The organism is Fictibacillus marinisediminis (genome assembly GCF_023149135.1).
In the GTDB taxonomy this organism is placed as follows: Bacteria; Bacillota; Bacilli; order Bacillales; family Fictibacillaceae; genus Fictibacillus_C; species Fictibacillus_C marinisediminis.
In genome coordinates this window covers 3,939,052-3,964,415 of the sequence record NZ_JAIWJX010000002.1, presented here as the reverse complement: position 1 = coordinate 3,964,415, position 25,364 = coordinate 3,939,052, and the positions used below count along the sequence as shown (strand labels likewise).

25 protein-coding genes, 1 pseudogene and 1 riboswitch are annotated in these 25,364 nt (G+C 39.3%); of the genes and pseudogenes, 22 read left to right on the top strand and 4 right to left on the bottom strand.

Annotation, left to right across the window (positions count from 1 at the left end; genetic code table 11):
- Positions 1-9 precede the first annotated feature (9 nt).
- The 8 genes and pseudogenes from LCY76_RS20765 to LCY76_RS24210 all read left to right on the top strand — a co-directional run bounded on the left by LCY76_RS20765 (position 10) and on the right by LCY76_RS24210 (position 7,055).
- A complete protein-coding gene (locus LCY76_RS20765) occupies positions 10-744 on the top strand; it encodes a hypothetical protein (protein ID WP_248254238.1) in 735 nt (244 codons plus the stop codon).
- Complete coding sequence (locus LCY76_RS20760) at positions 741-1,304, top strand: WcaF family extracellular polysaccharide biosynthesis acetyltransferase (RefSeq protein WP_248254237.1); 564 nt, start codon at positions 741-743, stop codon at positions 1,302-1,304. Before LCY76_RS20765 ends, LCY76_RS20760 begins: the two co-directional genes overlap by 4 nt.
- On the top strand, positions 1,291-2,544 hold the full coding sequence (locus tag LCY76_RS20755) for a glycosyltransferase family 4 protein (protein ID WP_248254236.1): 1,254 nt from the start codon (positions 1,291-1,293) through the stop codon (positions 2,542-2,544). Before LCY76_RS20760 ends, LCY76_RS20755 begins: the two co-directional genes overlap by 14 nt.
- 11 nt (positions 2,545-2,555) lie before the next feature.
- Positions 2,556-3,941: a sugar phosphate nucleotidyltransferase gene (locus tag LCY76_RS20750; RefSeq protein WP_248254235.1), complete on the top strand. Its 1,386-nt coding sequence runs from the start codon at positions 2,556-2,558 to the stop codon at positions 3,939-3,941.
- 51 nt (positions 3,942-3,992) lie between these two features.
- On the top strand, positions 3,993-5,099 hold the full coding sequence (locus tag LCY76_RS20745; RefSeq protein WP_248254234.1) for a glycosyltransferase: 1,107 nt from the start codon (positions 3,993-3,995) through the stop codon (positions 5,097-5,099).
- Positions 5,096-6,121, top strand: a pseudogene (gene galE / locus LCY76_RS20740) (UDP-glucose 4-epimerase GalE). Before LCY76_RS20745 ends, galE begins: the two are co-directional and overlap by 4 nt.
- A gap of 33 nt (positions 6,122-6,154) precedes the next feature.
- Positions 6,155-6,577, top strand: a complete 423-nt coding sequence (locus LCY76_RS20735; RefSeq protein ID WP_248254233.1) for a VanZ family protein — start codon at positions 6,155-6,157, stop codon at positions 6,575-6,577.
- A gap of 40 nt (positions 6,578-6,617) precedes the next feature.
- Positions 6,618-7,055: a YkyB family protein gene (locus LCY76_RS24210; RefSeq protein ID WP_419714961.1), complete on the top strand. Its 438-nt coding sequence runs from the start codon at positions 6,618-6,620 to the stop codon at positions 7,053-7,055.
- On the opposite strand, the gene LCY76_RS20730 is transcribed toward LCY76_RS24210, so the two are convergent.
- Positions 6,942-7,790 (bottom strand): hypothetical protein, encoded by an 849-nt coding sequence (locus LCY76_RS20730; protein WP_248254232.1) that lies wholly within the window; start codon positions 7,788-7,790, stop codon positions 6,942-6,944. The genes LCY76_RS24210 and LCY76_RS20730 overlap by 114 nt on opposite strands.
- A 308-nt stretch (positions 7,791-8,098) precedes the next feature.
- Here LCY76_RS20730 and map point away from each other — a divergent pair, with 308 nt between their 5' ends.
- Positions 8,099-8,845, top strand: coding sequence for a type I methionyl aminopeptidase (map, locus tag LCY76_RS20725; RefSeq protein WP_248254231.1), 747 nt, complete (start codon positions 8,099-8,101; stop codon positions 8,843-8,845).
- A 789-nt stretch (positions 8,846-9,634) separates the two neighbouring features.
- On the opposite strand, the gene LCY76_RS20720 is transcribed toward map, so the two are convergent.
- The gene (locus tag LCY76_RS20720) at positions 9,635-9,934 is read right to left on the bottom strand and encodes a hypothetical protein (RefSeq protein ID WP_248254230.1); all 300 of its coding nucleotides are present in this window, start codon (positions 9,932-9,934) and stop codon (positions 9,635-9,637) included.
- Between the two features lie 69 nt (positions 9,935-10,003).
- On the opposite strand from LCY76_RS20720, the gene LCY76_RS20715 reads away from it, so the two are divergent.
- The gene (locus tag LCY76_RS20715) at positions 10,004-10,495 is read left to right on the top strand and encodes a hypothetical protein (RefSeq protein WP_248254229.1); all 492 of its coding nucleotides are present in this window, start codon (positions 10,004-10,006) and stop codon (positions 10,493-10,495) included.
- 192 nt (positions 10,496-10,687) lie between these two features.
- On the opposite strand, the gene LCY76_RS20710 is transcribed toward LCY76_RS20715, so the two are convergent.
- A complete protein-coding gene (locus LCY76_RS20710) occupies positions 10,688-10,972 on the bottom strand; it encodes a hypothetical protein (RefSeq protein ID WP_248254228.1) in 285 nt (94 codons plus the stop codon).
- Positions 10,973-11,042: 70 nt separating this feature from the next.
- Between LCY76_RS20710 and LCY76_RS20705 the strand changes: the two genes are divergently transcribed.
- A complete protein-coding gene (locus tag LCY76_RS20705; protein ID WP_248254227.1) occupies positions 11,043-11,354 on the top strand; it encodes a hypothetical protein in 312 nt (103 codons plus the stop codon).
- A 308-nt stretch (positions 11,355-11,662) separates the two neighbouring features.
- Here LCY76_RS20705 and LCY76_RS20700 read toward each other — a convergent pair whose 3' ends face one another.
- Positions 11,663-12,589, bottom strand: coding sequence for an ArsR/SmtB family transcription factor (locus LCY76_RS20700; protein ID WP_248254226.1), 927 nt, complete (start codon positions 12,587-12,589; stop codon positions 11,663-11,665).
- A 343-nt stretch (positions 12,590-12,932) separates the two neighbouring features.
- Here LCY76_RS20700 and LCY76_RS20695 point away from each other — a divergent pair, with 343 nt between their 5' ends.
- From LCY76_RS20695 to LCY76_RS20645, 11 genes are all read left to right on the top strand, one after another.
- Positions 12,933-14,198, top strand: a complete 1,266-nt coding sequence (locus LCY76_RS20695) for an extracellular solute-binding protein (RefSeq protein WP_248254225.1) — start codon at positions 12,933-12,935, stop codon at positions 14,196-14,198.
- A gap of 176 nt (positions 14,199-14,374) precedes the next feature.
- Positions 14,375-15,220: a carbohydrate ABC transporter permease gene (locus tag LCY76_RS20690; RefSeq protein ID WP_248254738.1), complete on the top strand. Its 846-nt coding sequence runs from the start codon at positions 14,375-14,377 to the stop codon at positions 15,218-15,220.
- Positions 15,221-15,233: 13 nt separating this feature from the next.
- Positions 15,234-16,070, top strand: a complete 837-nt coding sequence (locus tag LCY76_RS20685) for a carbohydrate ABC transporter permease (protein ID WP_248254224.1) — start codon at positions 15,234-15,236, stop codon at positions 16,068-16,070.
- Positions 16,071-16,081: 11 nt separating this feature from the next.
- Positions 16,082-16,501 (top strand): hypothetical protein, encoded by a 420-nt coding sequence (locus LCY76_RS20680; RefSeq protein ID WP_248254223.1) that lies wholly within the window; start codon positions 16,082-16,084, stop codon positions 16,499-16,501.
- Positions 16,502-16,522: 21 nt separating this feature from the next.
- A complete protein-coding gene (locus LCY76_RS20675) occupies positions 16,523-18,283 on the top strand; it encodes a glycoside hydrolase family 2 protein (RefSeq protein ID WP_248254222.1) in 1,761 nt (586 codons plus the stop codon).
- A gap of 359 nt (positions 18,284-18,642) precedes the next feature.
- A riboswitch (cyclic di-GMP riboswitch) is annotated at positions 18,643-18,731 on the top strand.
- A 26-nt stretch (positions 18,732-18,757) separates the two neighbouring features.
- On the top strand, positions 18,758-19,543 hold the full coding sequence (locus tag LCY76_RS20670) for a hypothetical protein (RefSeq protein ID WP_248254221.1): 786 nt from the start codon (positions 18,758-18,760) through the stop codon (positions 19,541-19,543).
- 304 nt (positions 19,544-19,847) lie between these two features.
- Positions 19,848-20,675: a M23 family metallopeptidase gene (locus LCY76_RS20665; RefSeq protein WP_248254220.1), complete on the top strand. Its 828-nt coding sequence runs from the start codon at positions 19,848-19,850 to the stop codon at positions 20,673-20,675.
- Positions 20,676-20,989: 314 nt separating this feature from the next.
- A complete protein-coding gene (locus LCY76_RS20660) occupies positions 20,990-22,093 on the top strand; it encodes a hypothetical protein (protein WP_248254219.1) in 1,104 nt (367 codons plus the stop codon).
- Positions 22,094-22,178: 85 nt separating this feature from the next.
- Entirely contained in the window at positions 22,179-22,868 is a 690-nt protein-coding gene (locus tag LCY76_RS20655; protein ID WP_248254218.1) for a response regulator transcription factor, read from the top strand.
- Positions 22,858-24,276, top strand: coding sequence for a HAMP domain-containing sensor histidine kinase (locus tag LCY76_RS20650; protein WP_248254737.1), 1,419 nt, complete (start codon positions 22,858-22,860; stop codon positions 24,274-24,276). The genes LCY76_RS20655 and LCY76_RS20650 overlap by 11 nt, the downstream gene beginning before the upstream one ends.
- A gap of 213 nt (positions 24,277-24,489) precedes the next feature.
- The gene (locus LCY76_RS20645) at positions 24,490-25,224 is read left to right on the top strand and encodes a helix-turn-helix domain-containing protein (RefSeq protein ID WP_248254217.1); all 735 of its coding nucleotides are present in this window, start codon (positions 24,490-24,492) and stop codon (positions 25,222-25,224) included.
- Positions 25,225-25,364 lie beyond the last annotated feature (140 nt).

The window sequence follows — 25,364 nt, the reverse complement described above, 5'->3', positions numbered from 1 at the left end:
ATTCTTCTAATGTTAAATCTTGTTGTAAGTAATCCAATTTCCAATCCAAGATATTTATTTGGAACTGTATTTTTTACTATTTGTTTTATGGTTTTTAAATGGAAAAAAGGATCTTTTATTAATGCAATGTTATCAATGTTGGTACTAGTGTTAATTGTATTTCCTTATGCTGATATATTTAGAAATTCGACTAACGCGAAAATGGATATCCAAAATACAACAGAACAATTAGTGAGTAATGGAGATTACGATGCTTTTCAACAATTATTAAATACAGTTAAGTATGTTGATTTAAAAGGAATAGAAAATGGTAAGCAATTATTAGGGGCCATATTATTTTGGGTTCCAAGGGCTTTATGGGTAGAAAAACCTGATGGTAGTGGAAAAATGGTTGGTGAATATTTAGGTTACAAATTCACTAATTTATCATGTCCTTTGTGGGCAGAGGGTTATATTAATTTCGGATTTATTGGAGTAATATCCTTTTTTTTCTTTTTAGGTTATCTTACAAACATATTAGAACAAAAGTTTATTTTTAGCGGGAAAAGCAGAAACTTTACTTTTTCTTTGGTTTGGGTGCCATTTTTAGCCGCATATCAACTCTTTTTATTAAGAGGTGATCTGCTCAATGGAATCGCTTACATGTCGGCTTTTATCCTTTTTTCAATAGTATATATTAAGATTGGACAGAAAAGAGAAAAAGTAAAATTATTAAAAATCCAGGCACTAAGAGGAATAGAATGAAAAATAAGGTAAATTTAAGTAAATATAATCAAAGCTGGTACCGGAGAGGAAAGCCAACTGTGATTATTCTACTATGGTGGTTCATTCAAGGTACAATTTTTAGATATTCAATACACAACATGTACACTTGGAGAAATCAATTATTAAGATTATTTGGAGCAAGGATTGGTATGGGAGTTAAAATAAGAGCATCGGCGAAATTTACTTATCCTTGGAAAGTATCTATTGGAAATAATTCTTGGATAGGTGATAATGTGGAATTTTATAGTTTGGACAATATTGATATAGGAAACAATTGTGTTGTTTCTCAAAATACTTATTTGTGTACGGGCAGCCATGAAATAGAAGATCCCTATTTTGGGCTTGTAACAAAACCGATAAACATTAAGGATGGAGCTTGGGTGGCAAGTGATGTATTTGTACATCCAGGCGTTATAATAAATGAAATGGCTGTTGTAGCTGCAAGAAGTACAGTACTAAAAGAAATACCAATGAATGAGATACATGCTGGAACTCCTACTAAATTTGTAAAAAAACGTTTTAAGGATGGAGAAATATAAATTGACAAAGAAGAATATTACTTTTGTTATTAATTATTTTTATCCAGATTTAGCTTCCACAGGTCAGTTGATGACGGACCTTTGTTTCGAGTTACAGGATGAATTTAATATAACTGTAATTGCAGGCCAACCAACTTATACTGGAGAAGACATAAAAGCAAAAAATATATTAACTTATGACAAACTAGAAAACATAAAAATTATTAGAATAAAATTACCTACGGTAAATAAAAATTCTAAGTTTAGTAGGATTAGATATATATTCTATTATTTTATTTTAGCTATCTATGCTCTTCTAAAAGAAAAAGATATTGATGTTATTTACTCAATATCGCAACCTCCAATTTTAGGTGGGTTACTGGGTACTATAGGAAAAATATTAAAGAATAGCAAACATGTTTACAATATTCAAGATTTCAATCCAGAGCAGGCTGCTGCAATAAATTATACCAATCAAAAATTTATTTTTTCTTTAGCAAAAAAAATTGACAAAATAAATTGCAAATTAGCAGACCATGTTGTTTTGGTTGGCCAAGATATGAGCGAGACATTAAAAAGGAGATTTATAACAGGGAAATTACCAGATTATAGTGTTATAAATAATTGGACAAATGAACAAGAAATAATACCCTTAGAAAAAAGTAATAAAGATGTTTCTGAGTTTATTATTAGGAATAACTTAGAAGATAAGTTTATTGTTATGTATTCTGGAAATTTAGGCTTATTCTATGACTTGGAAAATATTATTAAAATTACAAAGGAATTTAGGTACGATAAGGACATAGTGTTTTTATTTATAGGCGAAGGTGCAGTAAAAAGAGAAATGATGGAATTTGTAGAAAAAAATCATCTATTTAACGTAATCTTTTTACCTTATCAGCCAAAAAATTTTATTAAGTACTCTTTAAATGTAGCTGACGTTCACCTTGTTGTTAACCAGAAAGGTATTAAAGGTGTTTCAGTTCCTAGCAAAATTTATGGGGTGATGGCAGCGGGAAAACCAATTCTAGGAGTCTTGGAAGAAGGAAGCGAAGCCCATTTTCTAATTAAAAAAAGTGAATCTGGAGTTGTGGTTGAACCGCAAAATTATAATGAGATTGTTAATGCGATCCGATATTTTTATTGCTTAGATAAGAAAGAAATTAAAGATATGGGTTCAAAGGGAAGAGAATATCTAGAGAATAACTTAAAGAAAGAGATATCAATTAATAAGTATAAAAAGTTGCTATATAAAATATAAGGAGCTGGCAAATGAAAATAATATTGTTATCCGGTGGTTCTGGTAAAAGGTTATGGCCGCTTTCCAATGATACGCGCTCCAAGCAGTTTTTGAAGGTGCTTGAAAATGCCATTGGGGCTAAGCAATCGATGGTGCAGCGGGTGTGGAGCCAGATTGAAAATGTAGGCCTGGCAGATTCTACAGTGGTGGCTACATCTAAATCGCAAACGGAAATGATTCACAGCCAGTTAGGGGAGTATGTTCCTCTTGTCATAGAGCCCGAACGTCGGGATACCTTTCCAGCCATCGCATTAGCGTCGGCTTTTTTGTTTGCCGAAAAAGAGACGGATCTGAATGAGACGGTTGTTGTGCTGCCGGTCGATCCATATGTGGAGGATGGTTTTTTCGAGAAAGTGAACGATGTCGAGCTGGCTCTCCAGCAATCGAACGCTGATCTTGCCCTAATGGGTGTCCGCCCGACGTATCCTTCTGAAAAGTATGGCTATATTGTTCCTGATGAAATAGTAACCTCCGATGACTATTTTAGAGTCGAGCGGTTTACGGAAAAGCCGAGCGAGGAAAAAGCGAAGACGCTGATTTCCCAGCAAGCCCTTTGGAATACGGGGGTGTTTGCCTTTAAGCTACGGTATATCATTGATTTGCTTCAGGAAAAGGGGATGCCGTTAAGCTATCGGGAGCTCTCCCGCAAGTATTCTCTTTTGCCGAAAATCAGCTTTGACTATGAGGTAGTGGAGAAGGCGGATCATATCGTGGCTGTTCCTTATGATGGGTACTGGAAAGATCTTGGAACATGGAATACGCTGACCGAGGAGATGGCGACGACCCAAATCGGGAAGGGCGTGATCTCTGATGATGCCCTGAACACCCACCTTGTCAATGAACTGGAGATTCCAGTGACGGTGCTGGGTGTTTCGGATGTGGTGGTGGCTGCAAGCCCCGATGGCATTCTTGTGGCAGACAAAGCATCCAGCCCAAAAATTAAAGATTTGATCGCTGGCTTCGACAACCCGCCAATGTATGAAGAGCGGCTGTGGGGCTGGTCAAAGGTACTGGATTATGCCAAATATACGAATGAGGAAATGGTAACGAAGCGGATCTGCATCCACCAGGATAAAAATTCGACCTATCATTATCATCATCTGCGTGATGAAGTATGGACGATCATTCGCGGTGAAGGAGAACTGATCTTGGATGAGCATGTCCGCCGCGTGAAAGCCGGTGACATCATCCATATATCAGCTGGAAAGAAACATGCTATCCGTGCGTATAAGGAATTGGAGTTCATTGAAGTTCAAACCGGAAGAGAAATTGTCGACTATGATTTTGTCCGCCTGTTCATGGACTGGAACGAAATAATGGAACACTTCTATCAATCAAAAGCGCAAGTCATTGTTTAATGCTAAGCCCACTGGTGCCGTCAGTGGGCTTATTTGCATATGGAGAAAAGAATGAAAACCATTTGTTTTTATATCTCAGAGTATGGTTACGGCCATGCATCCCGATGTATTGCTTTAATCGGAAGACTATTAAGCTCGGAAAAAGGCGTTCGGGTCATTGTGTGCAATCATTTTTCTTTAGGATTTCTAAAACGTTCTCTCGTAAGCTTTAAGGAACGCGTTGTATTCCATGATGTTGCAACAGACGTAGGATATGTGCTGAAGCCGGGGTCTTTGCAGCAGGATAATGATGCACTTCAACAGAATGTGAAATGTTACCTTGATTTGATTCCCGGTTTGGTTAGTGACGAATGCCGTTTTTTGCGGGCATTTAATATCGATTGCATTGTCTCCGATATTTCACCAATTGCCTTTGAGATCGGGGAAGCTCTATCGGTTCCTACCGTTGGGATTTCTAATTTTACGTGGTGGTCTGCGTATGAAGGTGTATTGGAACAAGCGTTGTTAGATGAGATGGAGAGCATGTATTCTAAGATGGACTATTTCTTTTCGCTAGCTGCTGAAAATGAGCCTGATTGGGGGAGGAGAGGAAAGCACACCTATCAATTTTTCTGCCGGCCGAGTGATCAGCGGGAGGCAAAGCGAATCAGAAGAAGTCTTGATCCAACGTGGAAAAATAAAGTCATCTTTATGCCGGTGGGGATGAAGATTCAGTTAGGGGATATGTCGGATTGGCCACTGTGGAATCAGCCAGACTGTGTATTTGTAGTTTCCAATAATATGGCCATACATCACCCGAATGTTTTTCATATTCCTTCCGACTACACAGAGTCTCAAAATGTTGTCGCAGCAAGTGACATGGTCATCACCAAAGCCGGCTGGGGAACGGTGAGTGAAGCCATTCTTCACCAAAGGCCTTTGATCGTCATTAACCGTCCGGAAATGAACGAAGACCGTAACACCATTCACTTTTTGAAAAGAAATAAACTGTGCCAGTTGATCGAGTGGGGGCAGCTTAAGGACCTGAATGTACGAGAGATGTTCCCAGCTGTACCGTTCTATAAACAATATTTTAATGAAGTGGATGTTATCGCAGAATCCCTATTGGAAGTCATCGATAGAAATAAAACAGTGAAAAACGAGGAGGAAGTGTTATGACCATATTAGTTACCGGAGGCGCCGGCTATATCGGCAGCCATACATGTGTGGAGCTTTTAAATGCTGGATATGAGATTGTAGTTCTTGATAACTTGTCCAACAGTCATGTGGAATCTTTGAACCGAGTCCGTGAGATCACAGGCAAGTCATTCGCGATTGAACAAGCTGATCTATTGAATAAAAGCGAAGTAGAACGTGTATTTAAAGATCATGAAATTGAGGCGGTTATTCATTTTGCCGGTCTGAAGGCAGTGGGGGAGTCGGTAGCTAAACCCCTCTACTACTATCATAACAACGTCGTTGGAACGATTGCTTTATGTGAAGTCATGCAGCAGTTTGGAGTAAAGAATATGGTATTCAGCTCTTCGGCTACGGTTTATGGATTGACGGATCAGGTGCCGATCTAAGAAGGAGTATCATTAAGTGCTCCTAATCCGTATGGTCGTACAAAACTACTAATAGAAGAGATGCTTCGTGATCTTTACATATCCGATAAGGAATGGAGCGTTGCCCTCCTTCGTTACTTTAATCCGGTGGGTGCACATGAGAGTGGAAGAATTGGGGAGAATCCGAACGGTATTCCCAATAACTTAACCCCATACATCACCCAGGTTGCGGTTGGGAAGCTGCAGGAGCTTCAGGTGTTTGGCAACGATTATGAGACAGAGGACGGAACCGGTGTCAGGGATTATATTCATGTCGTGGATTTGGCAAAAGGCCATTTAAAAGCGTTGGATAAAGTGATGAATAGTGAGGGAGTGGAAGCTTATAACCTTGGAACAGGAAAGGGATACAGTGTTCTACAAGTCCTGAGTGCTTTTGAAAAAGCTACCGGTAAAACGATCCCTTATAGGGTGGTGGACCGCCGTCCAGGTGATGTGGCTGTAAGCTATGCGGATCCAACAAAAGCGAAAGAAGAGCTAGGCTGGGTAGCGGAAAAGAACCTGGATGACATGTGCCGTGATGCGTGGAACTGGCAGAAGAACAATGTCTACGGCTTCAAAGAGGAAGTTATAAAGTAATGCCCCTCTGGAAATAACTGAAGTATGAAAAACATGAGACTATTCATTGTCATGGTTTGGGCACTTTTCCTAGGCCTTCACACCTTTACTGACAATCTGGAAAACTTGTTAAGCCATCAGTCTATTAACTTTACATGGCTTTCCTCTCCAAGCTATCACCACTTTTTTAACGTATCGGACATCACATGGATTCATCCAAACTTTTATCTCATCAAGTTCGGCCACTTTATCGGTTTCGGCATTCTGGACCTTTTCATTTTTCTTTGGTTAACCAGCCATCGAAAATCAATGCTGCTTACTTTTAGTTTTGCCGTATTTACAGAAGTCCTGCAGCTGTACTTTGGCAGGGATGGACGGATGTATGATGTGATCATTGACTCGTTAGGTATCGTTATGGTATATCAAATGTTAAAGTACTTAAGCAAGATTGAGAAAGCATCGATTCCCTACGAATAGATGCTTTTTAAATAGATCTAAAATCCCTCTAAGATAGGACATGATGAAAACGACAACTCAAGAAATAGCGAAAGCCATCTACATTATCAACAAACATGCCAAAAATGCTCCTGCCCTCTATTCGATGAAGCAGCGGGCTATTCAGCGGCTGCTGAAGGAAGGAAGAGCGGAGAAAATAGGACTAAACTACTCGCCAAACCCGGGAAAAGCAGTGCAGCGATTAGATGCGCTCATAAGGGTTGGAGATTTTTTATTTCATTTTCCCTCTACAAAAGAAGATCGAAGAAACTTGGACATCTTAAAATATGATTCTAATTATCGTAATCCCAAAGTGAGTATGCCTTTACAGCGTGCCAAGCAAATTTTAGAGGCTTATACGCCTTTGCCAAAGTCTTTTGGTGGTGTAAAGAGTTCCCGTCCAAAGCAAAGGCCAAAATATATTGGGATCTCTACCTATTTGAATGGTCCCAATAAATAATCGTTTTTCTCCAGAGCCTTCGTTCAGCCAATCATACCCCAACACATTGGAATAGTTCTCTCGCCTGCGCTCCACCGCCAGCATTCCATAAACGACACCATAGAAATATTGAGCAAAGCTTGTCTTAATCTTTCGCCGTTTATACTGGTAAACAGTGATCCTAAAACCTTGGATTACTTCCGGGACCAGCAGCTCCAGCGGCTTGCCAAAATTCAATTTCATGTAAGCCATACGTGCCTTTTGCCAGAAGGAACAGATTTCTGCCGCGGTAGTGAAAAAAGGTTTGACGGTGTTGATGAAGTCTCTCGGAATGTAGTCAGGAAGATAGGAATAATCCAATGTACGGGAGATGACGGTTTCTTTACGTTTGGTTTTGGTTGTTTGTATTTTTGTTTTTAAAGATGTAGCTTCCGGTTCGGTTTTAATCGGTTCTTCCTTAGGTGTATCAGGACGTTTAGCTGCTGAACGCCCTGTCAAATTTTCAGCCAGCGGTCTGTCAAAACGATGAAAAACAAAGACGTTGTGCGCATAGCCGCCCTTGCTGCGGAGAGTGTGATGGATGGAGAGGATGCCAAGCTTTTTTGCTTTGCGCAGCATGCGTTCTACCGTGGAACGAGAAATCCCTCCTTTTTTATAACAGGCAGAAACGAGCGTGCAAATCTTGGCATTGCACACCCCAATAACTTTGACACTATATCTTGTTAACTGATGAAAGGCGATCAGCTCCCCCTTCATAAACTTCTCCTTATGTACCTCCAAGAATCGTTTGTTCGAATCATTGAACTCCTTCACGGTTGTTTCTGGCAATTAATTAATGTGTGTTTTGGCAGTATGTTTATTAAAATTTATGAATCAATACTCAAGGGAAAATTGTATAAATGCTTATATTTATAAGTTTTGTGAAGCTATATTTACTGCACTAACGGATCAGTTTAGTTGAACAAGAACAGATGGTATATTTAGTGCAAAAAGATAAAGTGAGGCAAATATAGAAATAGGAAAAAAGAAAAAATATAAATATTAAAAAATGGAGGGTGCTGAAGATGACAGTTGAAGGTATTGATGATATTAACGGTCTCAAAGAAATTGGAAAGATCGTTGCGTTGACAATAAGTGAAATGAAACGTCAGACACGTGTCGGCATGACAACCCAGGAATTAGATGATATTGGGGGACGGTTATTAAGAAAGTATGGGGCGGTTTCTGCACCCAAATTGACTTATAACTTTCCCGGCAATACATGCATTAGTATTAACCAAGAAGTTGCTCACGGAATACCGGGAGATCGGAAGATTCATGGAGGTGACTTAATCAATATTGATGTTTCTGCTGAACTCGGAGGTTATTTTGCTGATGCAGGACACTCTTTTCAAATGCCTCTATACAACCCTTCTGTGACGCGCCTTTGCCAACATACACACAACACTATGATGGAGGTGATCTCTTCTCTTAAAGCTGGTGTAAAAGTGAATGAAATCGGGAGAATTATTCAAAGGGAAGCCCGAAAAAGCGGCTATAAGGTCATCATGAATCTGTGCAGTCATGGCATTGGAAAATCCCTGCACGAAGCACCTGTAGAAATTTTACCTTTTTATAGCAAGGATGATAAACGTGTGTTGGAGGAAGGTACAGTTATTACTATTGAGCCTTTCTTGTCAACTGGTGCAGAATATGTCATTGAAAGTCCGGATGGATGGACTGTAAGGCTACCTAATAAGGGTTTTTGTGCACAGTACGAGCACACAATAATTATTACAAGAGATCAACCGATCATTACAACGATTGCTTAGTGATTATTTTCAGTTGATAGATTTCTTCCTTAAAAAGGTGCGTTATCTTATAACGCGCCTTTTGTTTGGGTGTTAATAGGACAAAAAAGCAACAGATCATTTATCGCATAGTACAACGATACTACGCATTCAAAAAACATCTATTTTTCCTGACTTTGTGAAGGAATGTACTTAAAGTAACGGTGAGCTTTAACTCAATAAGGAATAAAATTAAAGAGCCTAAAATATGAAAGTTTTTACTTTTTTTACATTCATAAAAGATACTGCCATTAACAGCATTTTTTAATTGCCAAATCCATTCACGGTTTGAAACTCACTCAACTCACTAAAATTAGTAATCTTACCAGGCACCATGCAGCTCTTCCTCTCTATAAAAAGATCTTCACTCTTTAAATAGAGAAAAGAGGAGAAAAAGAGGCATGGGTTTAAAATATTTTATTAATGGTTTATATTATGAGGAATTATATAAATCATTTTGGTACTCGTGGTCTCCTTTTCATTGCCTTTGCTTTTTTTACAGAAATCCTGCAGCTTTACTTTGGTAGGGATGGATGAATGTCTGATGTGGTGATTGACAGTTTGGGAATCGCATCTTTCTATTTCTTGTTGTAGTATTCCTGTTATAAGGAAAGCACCTATTCGGTTAGATGAATAGGTGCTTTTTAATGGGATTCCCAAGTAATTTTTTAAGGAGGTATAACATTATTTAGGGAATACTCTATCGCTGTATTTTCCGATGTTTTGTCCAAAAAAAGAAGAGCAAGCTTTCTACATAAGAAACCTGCCCTACTAATCTTCTACCCCGTCACCATAAGATAAAACTTTAAAATCCTGCATGTAATTAATGTTGATCAGCATTTTGTTGTCTTTATCTTCTTTGCAGTATCCATATACCACTATTGAACCGGTGGAAGAATCTAAAAAGTCATAACCTGTCATCACAAAGGTTTTACCTCTTTCCTCCATAAAGTCCTTCGCTACCACCGCCGCTGTTTGTTTGATACCTTCTTCTTCCATACCGTTCTCCTTTTTACATCCTGCCATTAGTAAGATACTCACAATTATTAACGCATACAGTATTTTTTTCATGTTGCACTCTCCATTTAATTGGAAAATTTTATATAATGAAATATACCCTATTTAAATGAGGTTGCGACAATGGGAGATAGAGTAAGAGACGAAGTTTATAACACATTAAGTAATGCTAGCTATCAACCTAAAATGGAAAAAAGACTTAAAATCCCGTTAAAAGATGGCGAACAAGTTTGGAAGGTAATCGCGAAAGATAAGTATATACAACACGATGATTACACCGGTTTTGACGCTACAATCTATAAAAAAGAGACAAAGACAAAACATGGACAGGAAGAGCTTATCATTGCTTATCGAGGCACAGAACCAAACAGATGGTACGGGAACGGTAGGTTAAGAGGAAAGCAGATGGGTATCAGACGTATTATGGAGCAGACTAATTCCTGGAGATCAGGTCAATCCCAAAAGGTATTTCAAATGGAACTTCAGGATTATTTTGGAAAGTATACCCGCAAGTTTAATGAAATGGAAACGATATCCGATAATATCAAAAAAGCAAAACACGCAACTGAAAATTCGCTCACCCTCCTCTTGGTTTCGAGAGGGCCAAAAGGGTAAGATCACAAGAAACAATTTATAGATAGATATTTTTTTAAAAAGGAGCCTGAAAACTACAGCCCTCATCCTTTTTACTGTTGTAATCTTAGGTATTATCATTTTCTTTGTTATTCTTATTATCCTATGGGACACACCATAAAAACGATGATTACTTCAAAATTTAAATTAAAATAAATGACTTGGAAATTACTATCAAATTATATGGACGACATCCGTAGCAAGGTCTTTCCATCCTCTACCTAGTAACTTATCTCCTTCCGTCCCTCGATAAGCAATAATAACTTCATTACCTTTCTTGTAAACTACTGCATCAAAGCCAGTATCAGATTCATGTGTCAGAAAATCCTTATCATCAACTCTCTGCCAATATTGAGCCCCATCTTTAAATTTCATTTTGTACTTTTCAAATGGATAGTCAGAATATGCAGTTTGGCTGAGTTTAAAGTAAATTTCGTCCCGAACATGGTCTTTTGACATTGGAACACCTCTCGTAAATACGGTATAATTTTATTATACAAAAAATTTCCATTTTATTGGAGAGATTAGCATGAAAAAGATTATACATATTTTAATTATTGGCATAGTGTTATTTATTGGTGGATGCGGGGGAAATGGCATGGATAAGGATGAGATTAGGGAGCAATCAAAATCAGTAGCTGTTGAATACATGAAGATTGAAGAAGAAAAAGACTTCGTTGCTACAGGCGTTGAATTTCCATCAGGAGATGTTGGGGTAGTTTTTGTTCATGGCTACTGTAAAGATAATAAAGATAAAAAGATGTTTGTTACCGTAAACTACGAAGATGATTACAAGGTGGAGGGGATAGCTGAAGGAGTAAAAGAAAAGAGTAAGGAATAGCAGAGAATCAAAGAGAAGAGTTTTTGACTGCCTTTTTATATTGAAAAACAACGGTGGTAAGCTTAAAATTAAAATTCCACCATAGGTCATACGGCCTTTCGATGCTATGAACTTAAAGAAATTAGCAAACAGGACAGCGCGGGAGGGTTTAAGAATTAAGAAATTGCCTTAAAAAAAGACAAACCCCTCTACCAATATAAAATTGGGAAGGGTTTGTCGACGTCCTGACAGATCGTTATGAAACGATGTCTTTTAATTGCTGCTTGCTCTAATTTTTGCTTGTGTCTTTCAATGAATCTTTTTTATATTCATTGAGAATAAATAACCCTCATTAAAATATCCTGTGGATGATCACCTAATTGATTTCCAAACAGATTGATCCCCCCAATGTTGGCGGCATCGGACTTAATGCCGACCCTGAAATTCAGATGTTTTTGTTTGTCGACAAGTACATCTTTTAACGAAGTGTTAGAAACTTTTATTTCATCTAAAAAGCTTCCTTCCTCGGTAATTTTCCAAGATTTTAAGAGGCCATACTGCGTATGCCCCTCCGTCGGAAACCATACAGGGTTTAATTTCCCTTTCCTTTCACCAAAATCACCGGGACATGTCCACGTACAGATTTCTGTATCATTCACCCATATCGTAATATCTGAAGGCCAATTATGGTCATAGTGGGGTGCTTCTGAACAGAGTTCCATTGAAAATTGGACAGACTGAATGTTTGCATTAGGCGGAAGCTGCAATGGGAACCGATAGTCTACATAGCCCTTGCGAAACCAGATAAGCTGAGCATTCATCCTTTCAGGGTGGTAAAATAATGCGGGTTCATCCAGGGGATCGAGGACCCCATTTTTTGTAATGATTCCGCAGGTTGGCGAAATATTAGCATCAAAGTAATGACCAATCGGCATTTCCAGTTGATACATATTTTCGTTATTGCCATAACCCAGATCCATCCTTAAATCCATATGAATATCTTCAAAAACCCGCGAACAAACCTTCATTGTCCCCCTCGTTGCAGGAAGCAGTTCAGTATAAATGATCCCAGCAGTCTCTAAAACCCGTATGTTTAAAGCAATTGTGGAAACTGGCAGATTTAATTGTTCTGCCATTTCATTGATATTCATTTTTTTTGTATTTAGTAATTTTAGAATATCGATTCTTACCTTTGACGAGAGAGCATGAGCTACCTTAATCAAAGCGTCGGATTCATCAATTGTTAGTTCAAGCAAGAAAATGCAACCCCTATCTTATTTTTATGAGGAGAACCATATGGCTCCATAATAAAGGAATAACTGGAAATGTAAAAAGATATTGACTTATTAAAATGAAAGCGTTATCTTAACAATTAATACAATAATACTGTTTCAAACATAATGTTTGTATTAAATACTACAGTATTTGTTTCGAAAAAAACAGTATTTTTCTTAGCGCATCGGTGAGTAGTAACATAAATTTTCAGAATGTTTAAACTTTTTATCAGGAAGGAGGAACTATCGGTTTTAAGTGATCAAGCAGGTCATAGTTATCTGTTTTTTCAACTGCCTTAACTAATTAACGAGGGGGAGATTCAAAATGCATAAGAAAATCAAGGTAATGATCAGCTGTATGATAATCGTTATTTTTATTCTTTCCTTAGGGGCGTGCAGTCAAAGTTCATCGTCTGATAAGGTAGGAAAAAATGAAATTGTGTTTTGGAATCCGTTTGTAGGCCCAGATGGCAAAAACATGCAGATGATGGTCGATGCCTATAACAAAACGAATCCGAAGTTTAAAGTGAGAAATATCTCACTAAAAGAAGCCGATATGTACGCAAAGATCCCTACCGTTGTCAATTCGGGCAGAAACATCCCTGATTTAAACATTGTTCATGCTGAGCGAATCAAACAATTTGTGGACAAAGACATGCTGATTCCAATGGATGATTCCCTTGCAAAATATCCTGAAATTAAAGCTGAAAATTATGTAAAAGCGGGCTGGGATATTGGCAGCCTGGACAATAAGCGATATAGCGTCCCTTTGGATGTGCATAGCTTTGTTATGTACTACAACAAAGATCTGGCAGCCAAATATGCGCCTCATGCCCTTGATGATAATATCGTAACATTTGATGAAATAAAAGAAGCAGGCTTAAAAGCGAAAAAAGATGGTATTATAGCGGCCCCTGTTACTTGGATGAAGCCTGCCTTCTTGTCGGTGTACAGCCAAATGGGTGGAAGCATTACGAGTGATGGTACGAAGCCGACTTTAAACACGGAACAAGCTGTAGACACGTTAAAACTCTACAATGGTTTTGTAAAGTCAGGCATCACCAATAAAGATGGCCAGGATGCGGGTCAAGTCTTTAAATCTGGAAAAGCAATCTTCTACCCCGAAGGAATCTGGATGCAAAATGATATTAAGAAGGCAAAGAATTTAAATTGGGGAATGACAAACTTCCCTCAGCTAAGTGATGACAAGAACAAAATGGTGAACTGGAGTTCTTCCCACCAATTTGTACTTCTTAAAAATCCTGAAAGAAACAAGAAGAAAACAGAAGGCGTCATAAAGTTTATTAACTGGGTAAGGGATAACTCCCTTCCATGGGCAGAAGCGGGTCAAAACCCGGCAGCATTAGCTACATTGGATAATCCTAAATATCAACAGATGCCTCAATCCTTCTTGATTAAAGATACAACAGAACAAAAATCGTTAAAAATCTTTGACTACAAGTACAACGGCTATATCTCTGAACAACTGGACAAGATCGGCAACGATACGGTATTTGGAAAGCTCGATATTAAAAAGGCTCTAATGGATTCCCAAAAAACCGTGGAGGATAAGATTGCTCAGGATAAGTAAGAGGAACCAGGTCTCCAGCAGAATGGATAGAAGGCAATGGAAGGATTTCTTCTATTGCCTTCTACTAAAAGAGAAGGAGAAAAAATATGGATCTTAAGCTGACAGAAAAAAAGAGAGTAGACGTGCTTTCACCAGCCATGGGTAAGCCGCATCGGAAAGGAATCAATTTTTCGCCCATGATTTTTATCGGGCCGCATCTTTTGTTGTTTGCTCTATTTTTTCTTATTCCTATATTTTTTGGTGTGTACATTTCTTTTACGAACTGGGATTTGGTCAATACTCCCGAGTTTGTTGGGTTGGATAACTATAAGGATATTTTATTAAATAAAGAATCAACGTTCTACACCCAGCTGCATACCGGACTGGGAAATACCTTTAAATTTGTGGCTTTTACGGTTCCTGCCTGCATCGTTATCCCCTTGCTTTTAGCTGCTGCACTCCATGTGAAACCAAAAGGGATGAAGATCTTTCAAGCGATTTTCTACTTGCCCGTATTGTTTTCCATTTCAGCTGTCATGATCATCTGGTCCATGATGTTTAACGTTTCGTTCGGACCTATTAACCATTATTTCACTTCCTCACCCAACTGGCTGGGCACACAGCCTTACGCATGGATCGCACTCGTCGTTGTAACAGTCTGGTGGGGGATCGGCGGGAACATGATCATTTACCAGGCAGCATTAAACGGAGTATCCAAAGAATACTATGAAGCTGCGTCACTGGACGGGGCAGGCAGGCTGCAAAAGTTTTTCCACATCACTCTTCCAAGTATAAAGAATCAGCTTCTGTTCACGATTGTCATTACAACCATCGCCCAGTTTAATATCTATGGACAGGCGCTCATGCTCACAAAGGGAGGTCCTTCCAGTTCAACCACCGTGCTTCTTATGTATATCCAGCAGAATGCCTTTGGATCGGGTCAATCCATCGCAGGAATTGCGTCCGCAATGGCGGTTATCCTTGGTCTGTGCATCATGGCTGTCTCGGTTATTCAATTTTTCTTATTAAGAGAGAGGAAGTAGGAGGCGGGTACCATTGAAAAAAGTAAACATCTCCACCTTGATTTCATTCATTTTTCTGTTATGCATGACTTTAATTTGGATATTCCCTCTTGCCTGGTCACTTTTCACATCCTTTAAAGATGAGATCGATATCCAAACCTTTGGTTTTACGATGCTGCCCATCCACTGGGTCATCGCCAATTACCAGGACGTTCTTTTTAATAACACAAGTGCTCCTGTAGCCAAGTGGTTTATGAATTCAATGATCATTTCCGTCACACAGACCATTCTTGTATTGGTTGTTGTTTCAATGGCAGCGTATGGATATACCCGGCTGCGATTTAAGGGAAGGGACTGGCTTTTTTCCTTTTTACTGGCAACCATGATGTTCCCTGCCGTTGTGAACCTGATTCCGTTGTATAAAATTGTTGATACCCTCGGTTGGGTCAATAGTTATTGGGCGGCCATTGTTCCAGGAGCGGCAGCGGTGTTTAATGTTTTTTTAGTAAGACAGTTTATGATCGGGATTCCGATTGAACTGGATGAATCAGCGCGGATCGACGGAGCCAACGATTTTCAAATTTATACGAAGGTTACCCTTCCGCTTATCAAACCCGTATTAACCGTTGTGGCGTTATTTACATTTACGAGTTCATGGAATGACTTTTTGTGGCCTTCGATCGTGTTCAATGATATTGATAAAATGCCGATCACACCAGGCTTGCAGCTTCTGCAAGGAATGTATGTCACAGATATCGGACATGCGATGGCTGCCGCTATTATTGCGATTGTCCCAACCTTTATTTTGTATTTGTTTACTCAGCGTTATTTCTTACAATCGATGTCTTTATCATCTGGAGTAAAAGGATAGGGGGAAATGCTTTGAATAGAAAACTGGAAAGAAAACTGATCATCATTGGATCGGTATGGCAAATGCTTTCTGGTCTGCTAACCATCTTTGTCTATGGATCATATATCAAATCACAAAGTAACGGTATTCAAGAAACACAATTTGCGCAAATGAAAGCGATGGAATCCTTGTTTGGCAGTTTATATAGCTTCGCAGTAACATTCGGCCTCTTTTTTGTAGTTATAGGGTTATTGAATCTTTATCTCGCAAGAAACTTTAAAGATGACAAAGTCGAAGTAAAACTCTCATTCTGGTTTATTTTATTAGGTGCTGCATCCTACTTTTTTATGGATTTCTTGAGTACTGTTCTTTTTCTTTCGGGCGGAATATTGGCCTTGGCAAAAAATAAAACGATTTCGAAGTTACATAGCCAGATAGAGCAAACCAACTAATTTATCAAGGAGCTGTTGAGCATGGAAGTGAACATTCGCAAGGAGTATCCCAGACCGCAATTTGAGAGAAAAGAATGGTTGAATCTTAATGGAGAATGGGATTTTCAGTTCGATCAGACGAATGTCGGTGAAGAAGAGCAGTGGTACAAACAAACTACATTAAATCAAAAAATTATCGTTCCCTTTACGTATGAAACGAAGGCCAGCGGAATACATGAGGAAAGCTTTTGCCCCTATATTTGGTATCAAAAGATAGTAACTGTGCCTGAGGAGTATTCCCATAAAAAAACCATTCTGCACTTCCAGGCAGCCGATTATGTGACCAAACTATGGGTGAATGGTATATTTGCCGGCCAGCATAAAGGGGGATATACGGCATTTTCCTTTGATATTACCAACTATATAAATGCAGGAAAAGAAAATAACGTAGTAGTCAAAATAGAAGATAGCCACAACGAACATCAACCAAGAGGGAAGCAACGATGGATTGATAAGAACTTTGGCTGCTGGTATGTACAATCCACCGGTATATGGCAAACCGTATGGCTGGAGTTTTTAAATCAAACGAGTATACAATCGGTTAAAATCACTCCAGATTTGGATACGGATTCCGTAGAGTTCGACTATAAATTGGCGAATGTTCAACAAGATCAAAAGGAGCTTTCGTTAAGAACATCGATTACATTTAATGGCCAGCCTGTGAAGGAATTTAGCTTGAGGGCTGACCGTGAAAATGCAAGGATGAAAGTAAATCTGGCTAGTGAAATCCATGAATGGAAAGTCATGCAATGGAGTCCGCAGCATCCTCATTTATATGATGTGGAATTCACCCTTTACCATGGGGAAAAAGAGCTCGATCGCGTTCAGTCCTATTTCGGTATGCGAAAAGTATCGATAAAGAATGGCAATATTTTATTGAATAATGTACCCATTTATCAAAAACTGCTGTTAGATCAAGGATATTGGGAAGATTCCCATCTTACACCGCCTTCAGAAGAAGCGATCATTTTAGATATCGAGAAGACATTCGAAATGGGCTTTAACGGGGTAAGGAAACATATGAAAGTTGAAGATCAGCGTTTTCTATATTGGGCGGATAAGAAAGGCCTTTTAGTTTGGTCTGAAATGGCCGCAACCTATCAATTTTCGGATGAGGCGATCCAAAATTTCACGGAGGAATGGATGACCGTTGTCCAACAGCACTATAATCACCCAAGTATTATCACGTGGACACCGTTCAATGAATCTTGGGGAGTAAAGAATATTTACACGAACGAACAGCAGCAAAAATTTACGGAAGGAATCTACCATCTGACGAAATCTATGGATAGCATGAGGCCTGTCATCGTAAATGACGGTTGGGAGCATACGGTTTCGGATATCATTACCCTTCATGACTATGTGGAATATGGTGACGAATTCCTAAACCGCTATAAGGAAAAAGATAAACTCATCAAGAATGAGATTGCCTTTAATAATTTTAAACATGCCATGGCACAAGGATATGAGTATAAAGGCCAGCCGATTATTATAAGTGAATACGGAGGAATTGCCTTTAACTCAGAAGAAGGCTGGGGATATGGCAACCAGGTAAAAGACGAGCAGGAATTCTTAGATCGTTATGAATCCATTACGAAAGCGATCATGAGCCTTGATTACATTAGTGGCTTTTGTTATACCCAAATTACCGATGTTCAGCAAGAAGTTAACGGATTGTTAACCGAAAGCAGAAAACCTAAAGTGAATCTATCTAAAATTAAACAAATTAATGATAACCAATGATTAAATGACTGTTGGGAATTGTCTTCTTAGCGGGCTCCTCGTAGGATCGGAACGGGGTTCGGAATATCACTCATGTTTAGGTTAGTCATAAGGAAAGCACTTATTCGATTAGGAATAGGTGCTTTTTTTATTCGTATGGTTATGTTACTAGTTGATCCAAAAAATCTCAGATTAATAATAAAAATGGCTAAATATAATAATTATTTTATCGATAAAAGTAATATATTCAATTTTTCACGAGAGGAGCGTATAGAAATACGAGCATCTTAATGGGAATGGACAAGTCTTTGTGCCTGTTTCTATGGACTGAATAACATTTAGTTTAGTAAAAGTTGCTAATTCTTCCTTTTGAAGAATATACAACGAAAGGGCTACGCTATGGAAACATAGCCTCGCAAAGCTATAGGGGCTAAGGTGATTAAAATTACTAAGCCAGCCAGCCACCGAAGATATGAAGAAAAGGAGAAAATTTTTATGAAAAACAAGAAGATTGTATGGGGTATTGGACTAACAGCCACATTGCTATTTTCCCAAGGGTTTACTACAGTGAATGCAGAATCCCATAAAGGGAAGGGGAACAAGAAAAAAACACATGTTGTAGACAAAAATAAAAATGGAATAGCTGACACCTGGGAAAAAAAATATAAACTTTCAGGAAAGAATATCGTTAAGGAAGATAAAGATAAAGATGGGCTAACCAACCTAGTAGAGTATCAGCTTAACTTAAACCCTGTTTCATCAGATTCAGATAAAGATAAACTAACTGATGGCTTAGAAGACTCAGATAACGACCAATTAAGCAACATATCTGAAATAGAGTTAGGAACAGAACCAAACAATCCCGATACCGACGAAGATCATATCAATGATGGGGCCGAGGTTAGTAAAGATGGGGTTGAATATTCTCAAAAGGTCCGAAATATTGATATAAAACTAGAAACTTCAGATAAAAAAATGAATCTGAAATACAAATACAAAAAAAATCATACCATTATTAAAGCTAACTACAAAACCACCACAAAAGAAATGATTACTTCATTAGTAAGTGAACTGGAAACAAAGCCTGACTTGTCAGAAGATGAAATGATCGCAATCATTACAGCAAAATTTGGACTGGAGGATCATTCATATAATTTAGAAGCTGAAATTGAATTCTTGGACGGAAAAGAAATTAAAATTGAAAAAGAGCTTCTAAGCGATAAAGATGATCAAGACAATAACGATGAGGATCATGGTGATGGCGACCATGATAATGATTGAGCAAGGACAGGCAGGTTCTTGTGTTTTTATGTTCCGCACTGAAGTGTATTCATAAGGAAAGCACCTGTTTTGGGTGCTTTCTTAATAAATGACATAAGAAATGACGTATGAATTAGCATACGTCATTTTCTTTATTTAGAACCAACTATTTCCTTATCTAAATAATAGCCATAAAGTTTTAATCCTCTTATTTTAATTTTATTTTTGGGTCTTTTTTACCTTTTTTGTATGAGGAAAAAGAATTACTATATTAGTATAGAATTCTATATTATGTAATTAAGTCTAATATTTGGGGGATTACAGCTTGAGAAGTATTTGCATAAAGAGAAAGAGTTTTATTCTATCAACGGTTTTTGCTTTTTTATTTTCGGTATTCTTTATAGGTATTGAGGCTCAGGCCGCGGCAGGGGATAACACATTTATTAAGCCGGCAGAAGGAACGTTTACTTCTAATTTCGGACTTAGAAACGGTGAGTATCACTATGGTGTAGATATGGCTAAAAGCGGATATGTTAAAGTCGTTGCATCAGCTCCAGGAACGGTCAGCAGATCCTACCTATCTAGTTCCTATGGAAATGTAATTTTTATTAAACATACGATTAACAGCGTGCCATACGAAACGGTTTACGCTCATTTAAATACTAGAAATGTAGGTGTTGGTGCTGCTGTCTACCAGGGTCAAGTGATAGGGTCAATGGGGAACACGGGGACTTCGTCCGGACAGCATTTGCATTTTGAAGTTCATCAACCCTACTGGACATCTGCAAAAACATATGCGATGAACCCGATGAACTTTATCCCTGCTTGGGAAGGGAAATATAGAACGGGCAATTTCTTGTATAATGTAGGAACGGATACCATCTATCCAATCTCATATAATGGCGACAATGATATTATTGTAAAAGTAGATTCCACAAGTACAACGGTCGGGAAATACAAAGTATATCTGCAAAAAACCATAAATGGAGTCTGGACAAGTGTTGGACAAGCTGATGCTCCTAAAACCGGGGCACAAACAATCACATTCACACAAGAAAACAGCAGCACGGCATTATCTCCATATACTCAATACCGACTTCTTTTAAAGAACTCTGATACCACCAGGGTCTACTACAAAGTTTGGTATAAATAAGAATCAATAGCCTATCTCTTTGATGAGACAGGCTTTTTTTGTAAGGAGCTGTTAATTAGGTATTTTATAAAAGGGGTTCAATAGGTTCTGTCTCTATCGATAGAACCTTTTTAAATGGTGGATCATTGACGCGAAACTGACACAAAAGAAAGATGTCCAACCCAATCACTGCAAGCGTTTTTGACCGAAATCCTTAAAAAACATTTTTTTCTAACTTCCCTCCACCTGACATTTCCCTGACACATTCGCCCAGTAAAGTATGGGTATAAGGTTCAGCAAGCAAGATCCTTACCACATACTTAGGAGGAATGAAAATGAAAATGAATAAGTCAGTTTTATCGTTTACAATTGCCGGTACTGTTTTAGTTGGAGGTTATGCAGCATCCACTGCTTTCGCTGCCAATAACACTACAGCAAAAACAGCGCAAAGCAGCACAGCAGCCAAGTCTGATTTTGGCGGCATGAAGCATGGTCCTGGAGGACATGGGGGATTCGGCGGACATGGCGGTCCTGGGGGCTTCTTTAGCGGAAATACAGACGAGCTTTTGGCTAAAGCAAAATCACTCGGTATTTCCACTTCCGGTAAAGATGCAGAAACCTTAATGAAAGAAATCAGAGATCTTACTCTGAAACAAGAAGCGAAGAAACTTGGCATCAGTACTTCCGGAAAAACAATCGACAAGCTTGCTGAAGAGGTTCAGCTGAAAAAGCTTCAAACTGAGGCGGAAAAACTGGGTGTTTCTATAAAAGGCAAAACAGCTCAAACTTTGATGAATGACATTCACTTAGCTGAACTGAAGAAAGAAGCCAAATCTCTTGGAGTTGCAACATCCGGCAAGGATGAGCAGACATTGAGACAGGATGTTCAAAAAGCAGCACTGACCAAGAAGGCGAAAGAACTTGGCGTTGCCACTTCCGGTAAAGATATACAGACCCTGCAGCAGGATGTGTTCACAGCACAAGTGAAGAAGGATGCGAAAAAGCTTGGCATCTCCGTGACAGGTAAAGATATCCGCCAGGCTGCTAGGGAAGTTCAGTCAGCGAAAGTAAAAGCTGAAGCAAAAAAAATGAACATCACAATTGACGGCAAATCAATCGGACAAATCGCATCTGAAGTGATGGATCAAAAAGTAGAAAAGCTCGCGAAGGAACTGAACATCTCAACAACAAACAAAACAACCAGAGATTTACTAGATGAAATCAAAGACAAAAATCCGGATAAATTGAAAGACGTGCTTGGAGACGATGGATTCGGCATGGGCGGATTTGGCCACGGACCTGGATTTGGGGATGGCGGTTTCGGCAGAGGACATGGACATGGCGGACCTGGTCATGATAGAGATGGCGGTGCGGCTGAGGGCCCTGATCAAGACCAAAACGGAACAGATTCAGCAGATCTCAGCAGCAACACACTTTAGCAGCGACAGGCGTTTAATGAGCAAAGATCCCTGGTATTTCTCGCCAGGGATTTTTCTTGTATAGTGAAGGGGATAGGAGGCCGCCATGAATAAAACCATTTTAGTTGCTGAAGATGAGGAAACCATTTCCAGAGTCCTGACGGTTTATTTGAAGCATGAGGGCTACGGGGTGCAGCACGCATTTGACGGTCTTGAGGCTGCAGCCAAATTCAAAGAGCACACGCCCGATCTTGTTCTTCTTGATGTGATGCTCCCTGAGCTTGATGGCTGGGGTGTTCTGGAGGAGATCCGGAAAAGCAGCGCCTGCCCGGTCATTATGCTGACCGCTCTCGGTGATATTGACTATAAATTAAAGGGATTGAATCAGGGTGCTGATGACTACATTTCCAAGCCCTTTGTCGGCGAGGAAGTCATTGCGAGAATCAATGCCGTTTTGCGCCGGTCTTCGAAAGTGCTGGAGTCTGATGACCGGAGACAATTCGGAAACTTAAGCATTCATACAGAATCCCGCCTTGTGAAGGTTGACGGGGAATCTGTTTTTTTGACGCCAAAGGATATGTCCCTTCTTCTCTTCCTTGCAGAAAGGCCGAACCGCACATTCACAAGAGACGAACTGCTTGACCAGGTGTGGGGTATGGATTATGAGGGCAGTGACAGGGCAGTTGATCTTGCTGTAAAGCGGATAAGGCAGGCCCTTTCAGGCTGGTCTCAAGGATATGGGGAGATCCGGACTTTCAGAGGATTGGGGTATCAGTTCAGTGTTTATGAAAAATAAAAAACGAACGAGTCTCTTAACCTATTGGACGACCCGCTACTTTATTTCCCTCTGCATCGGCCTTCTTCTTCTTGGCATCGGCTCCTTTTGGTGGATACGGCATACGACAATTGAAAACCGCTTGAATCTCTTGGAATATCTGGCGGAGGAGACGGCTGATCAGATTTCGCAGTCATCCGGCGGCAACGAATTTAACGCATTTGACAGGCGTTTTGACAACAGATCACACGTGCTTGATATGGAGCGCCCTCCCCTTCTGATCATTACAGATCTAAAAGGAAATGAAATCGGGCGGGGCGGCGGCCGCGGTCCAAGAGAGGATAACCGTCGAGGGCCTTTTCAGTTGAAATTGCCGGCTCATATTATTTCAAATTCAAAATCTGTTCAAACGCTGGATGCCAATGGCAAAACACTCTATGCAGTAAAGGCGCCGATTAAAGAAAATGTCCAAAAAGGATGGGTTGTCGTCATTCAGGATGAAGCGGAGCTTGCGAAAGTGAATCAGGAATATCGCCTTCTCATCATTTTGCTTGTCGGGCTCGGGCTTCTCGGCTGGCTTGTCATTTACTTTCTTTCTAAAAAAATCGTAAAACCGATCCAGGAGGTTGCGATGGCAGCGAGCGGCATTAAAGACGGACAGTATGACGTAAAGCTGAACAGAGACGTAAAAGAACAGGAAATCTATGATTTGGTCACATCGTTTGAAGAAATGACCCAGCGTCTGACCCAGCTTGAGAAGCTGCGGGCAGAGCTGTTGGCCGGCGTGACACATGATTTGAAAACACCTGTCACTTCAATCAGCGGCCTGATCCAGGCAGTGAGGGACGGAATTGTAACAGGTGAGGAACGGCAGGAATTTCTCGACATCACTTTAAAAGAAATCGGCCGGCTCCAGACCATGATTGCGGATCTGCTCGACTTCAACTCCCTATCTGCAGGTGCTTTTACGATTCATCCGGAAACCTGCAATCTGAACGAACTTATTCCTATTATCATTCGGGAGTGGAGCGTTACCCAGCAATCTGATATACAGTGCTCCGTCACTGTACCAGACGAACACATCCATAAAGAAACCGATCCCCTCCGCCTGCAGCAGATTCTTATCAACCTGCTCAATAATGCGGCCCAGGCCATGAACGGAAAAGGCAGCATCACAGTGAGTGTTTCCGAAAGAAGAATTGATGTAGCGGACACCGGCTCAGGCGTCCCTGCAAACGAGCAGCCCTACATTTTCGAACGTTTTTTCCGCGGCGAAAAGAAAAAGCTGAAGGTACGCGGCCTTGGTCTTGGCCTTCCCTTCAGCAGGATGCTTGCGAAAGCGCTTGGCGGGAATCTGGTTTTGAAGGAAAGCAGTCCGAATGGAAGTACGTTTTCGATTGTTTGGAATAGCGGAGGAGCAGACTCTTAAATTGGTTGGAATTTGTCGATTCGCTTTAAATTCTAAAAAATAGTACCTTTCAATATACAAAGAACCCTGCCAGCATCTCGCCGGCAGGGTTCTTCTATCTATTTTACATTGTAAATGGCACGGGCTTTACTGAGGTAATTACTAAAGAAAAATATGGTAAAATAAACATTTTTTGTGGTAATGTAAATGAGGAGTTAAGTATGGGGTGCTGTTATGAAACTAGGAGAAAAGATTAAGTATTTCAGAAAAACACGTAATTTATCACAACAAGAACTCGCAGAAGGCATTTGTTCTATTTCTTATTTAAGTAAAATTGAGAACGGTGTAGCTGAACCGTCTAGTGATATTGGTTTATGTCTAGCTAAGCGTCTTAAAGTTGACCTATATGACTTGACGTCCACAAATAGACTTACAGATTTTCAAAATTTGTTTTATCAACTGATCCAAAAAAATAAGCTTGAGGCAGAACAGCTTTATCAAGAACTGTCTACTCGTCCCAAAGAAAATACAGAGGATGAAATTCTATTAAAGGTTTTTAAAAGTATTTATCTTTTATTAGCCTTTCAAGATACAGAAAAGACAATTCCACTATTAAAAGATGTCTCTTATTTGGATGATGGTATTCAAGGTGAAAAAACTTTCTATTATTTTATTGCAAAAGGTTTACTTGAATACTACTTAAATCAGCATGACAAATCGTACCACTCATTTAAAAAAAGTGAAGAACTCATTGAAAAATACAACTTTACTTTACTAGAAAAAGGTTACCTCTATTACTTGCTGGGATTAAGCACCAATCGTTTATGGAAAAATCCAGTATGTCTGGACTATATAAAATTAGCACTAGCCATTTTTGAAGAAATCTATGATTTTAGAAGATGTGCCGATTGTAGAATTCTGCTAGGTATTGTATATCAACGATTTGAAAATTGGAATGAATTCAATTAAACATTTTAAATTAGCTGAGGCAGTGGCAATATCATTTAATGATGATTTTTTAAAAGGGATAATTTATCAAAATTTAGGATATATCGAAACCAAAAAAGGAAATTCCAAAGAAGCAATTAGACTTTATAACAAGTGCCTTT

Excerpts from the sequence above, each read along its gene's own strand:
- LCY76_RS20730 (WP_248254232.1), bottom strand. The coding sequence starts at position 7,790 with ATGAAGGGGGAGCTGATCGCCTTTCATCAGTTAACAAGATATAGTGTC.
- LCY76_RS20650 (WP_248254737.1), top strand. The coding sequence starts at position 22,858 with ATGAAAAATAAAAAACGAACGAGTCTCTTAACCTATTGGACGACCCGC.
- LCY76_RS20765 (WP_248254238.1), top strand. The coding sequence starts at position 10 with ATGTTAAATCTTGTTGTAAGTAATCCAATTTCCAATCCAAGATATTTA.
- LCY76_RS20670 (WP_248254221.1), top strand. The coding sequence starts at position 18,758 with ATGAAAAACAAGAAGATTGTATGGGGTATTGGACTAACAGCCACATTG.
- LCY76_RS20720 (WP_248254230.1), bottom strand. The coding sequence starts at position 9,934 with ATGAAAAAAATACTGTATGCGTTAATAATTGTGAGTATCTTACTAATG.
- LCY76_RS20710 (WP_248254228.1), bottom strand. The coding sequence starts at position 10,972 with ATGTCAAAAGACCATGTTCGGGACGAAATTTACTTTAAACTCAGCCAA.
- LCY76_RS20690 (WP_248254738.1), top strand. The coding sequence starts at position 14,375 with ATGATTTTTATCGGGCCGCATCTTTTGTTGTTTGCTCTATTTTTTCTT.
- LCY76_RS20755 (WP_248254236.1), top strand. The coding sequence starts at position 1,291 with ATGGAGAAATATAAATTGACAAAGAAGAATATTACTTTTGTTATTAAT.
- map (WP_248254231.1), top strand. The coding sequence starts at position 8,099 with ATGACAGTTGAAGGTATTGATGATATTAACGGTCTCAAAGAAATTGGA.
- LCY76_RS20695 (WP_248254225.1), top strand. The coding sequence starts at position 12,933 with ATGCATAAGAAAATCAAGGTAATGATCAGCTGTATGATAATCGTTATT.
- LCY76_RS24210 (WP_419714961.1), top strand. The coding sequence starts at position 6,618 with ATGATGAAAACGACAACTCAAGAAATAGCGAAAGCCATCTACATTATC.
- LCY76_RS20660 (WP_248254219.1), top strand. The coding sequence starts at position 20,990 with ATGAAAATGAATAAGTCAGTTTTATCGTTTACAATTGCCGGTACTGTT.
- LCY76_RS20750 (WP_248254235.1), top strand. The coding sequence starts at position 2,556 with ATGAAAATAATATTGTTATCCGGTGGTTCTGGTAAAAGGTTATGGCCG.
- LCY76_RS20760 (WP_248254237.1), top strand. The coding sequence starts at position 741 with ATGAAAAATAAGGTAAATTTAAGTAAATATAATCAAAGCTGGTACCGG.
- LCY76_RS20745 (WP_248254234.1), top strand. The coding sequence starts at position 3,993 with ATGAAAACCATTTGTTTTTATATCTCAGAGTATGGTTACGGCCATGCA.
- LCY76_RS20675 (WP_248254222.1), top strand. The coding sequence starts at position 16,523 with ATGGAAGTGAACATTCGCAAGGAGTATCCCAGACCGCAATTTGAGAGA.
- LCY76_RS20705 (WP_248254227.1), top strand. The coding sequence starts at position 11,043 with ATGAAAAAGATTATACATATTTTAATTATTGGCATAGTGTTATTTATT.
- LCY76_RS20715 (WP_248254229.1), top strand. The coding sequence starts at position 10,004 with ATGGGAGATAGAGTAAGAGACGAAGTTTATAACACATTAAGTAATGCT.
- LCY76_RS20655 (WP_248254218.1), top strand. The coding sequence starts at position 22,179 with ATGAATAAAACCATTTTAGTTGCTGAAGATGAGGAAACCATTTCCAGA.
- LCY76_RS20645 (WP_248254217.1), top strand. The coding sequence starts at position 24,490 with ATGAAACTAGGAGAAAAGATTAAGTATTTCAGAAAAACACGTAATTTA.
- LCY76_RS20735 (WP_248254233.1), top strand. The coding sequence starts at position 6,155 with ATGAGACTATTCATTGTCATGGTTTGGGCACTTTTCCTAGGCCTTCAC.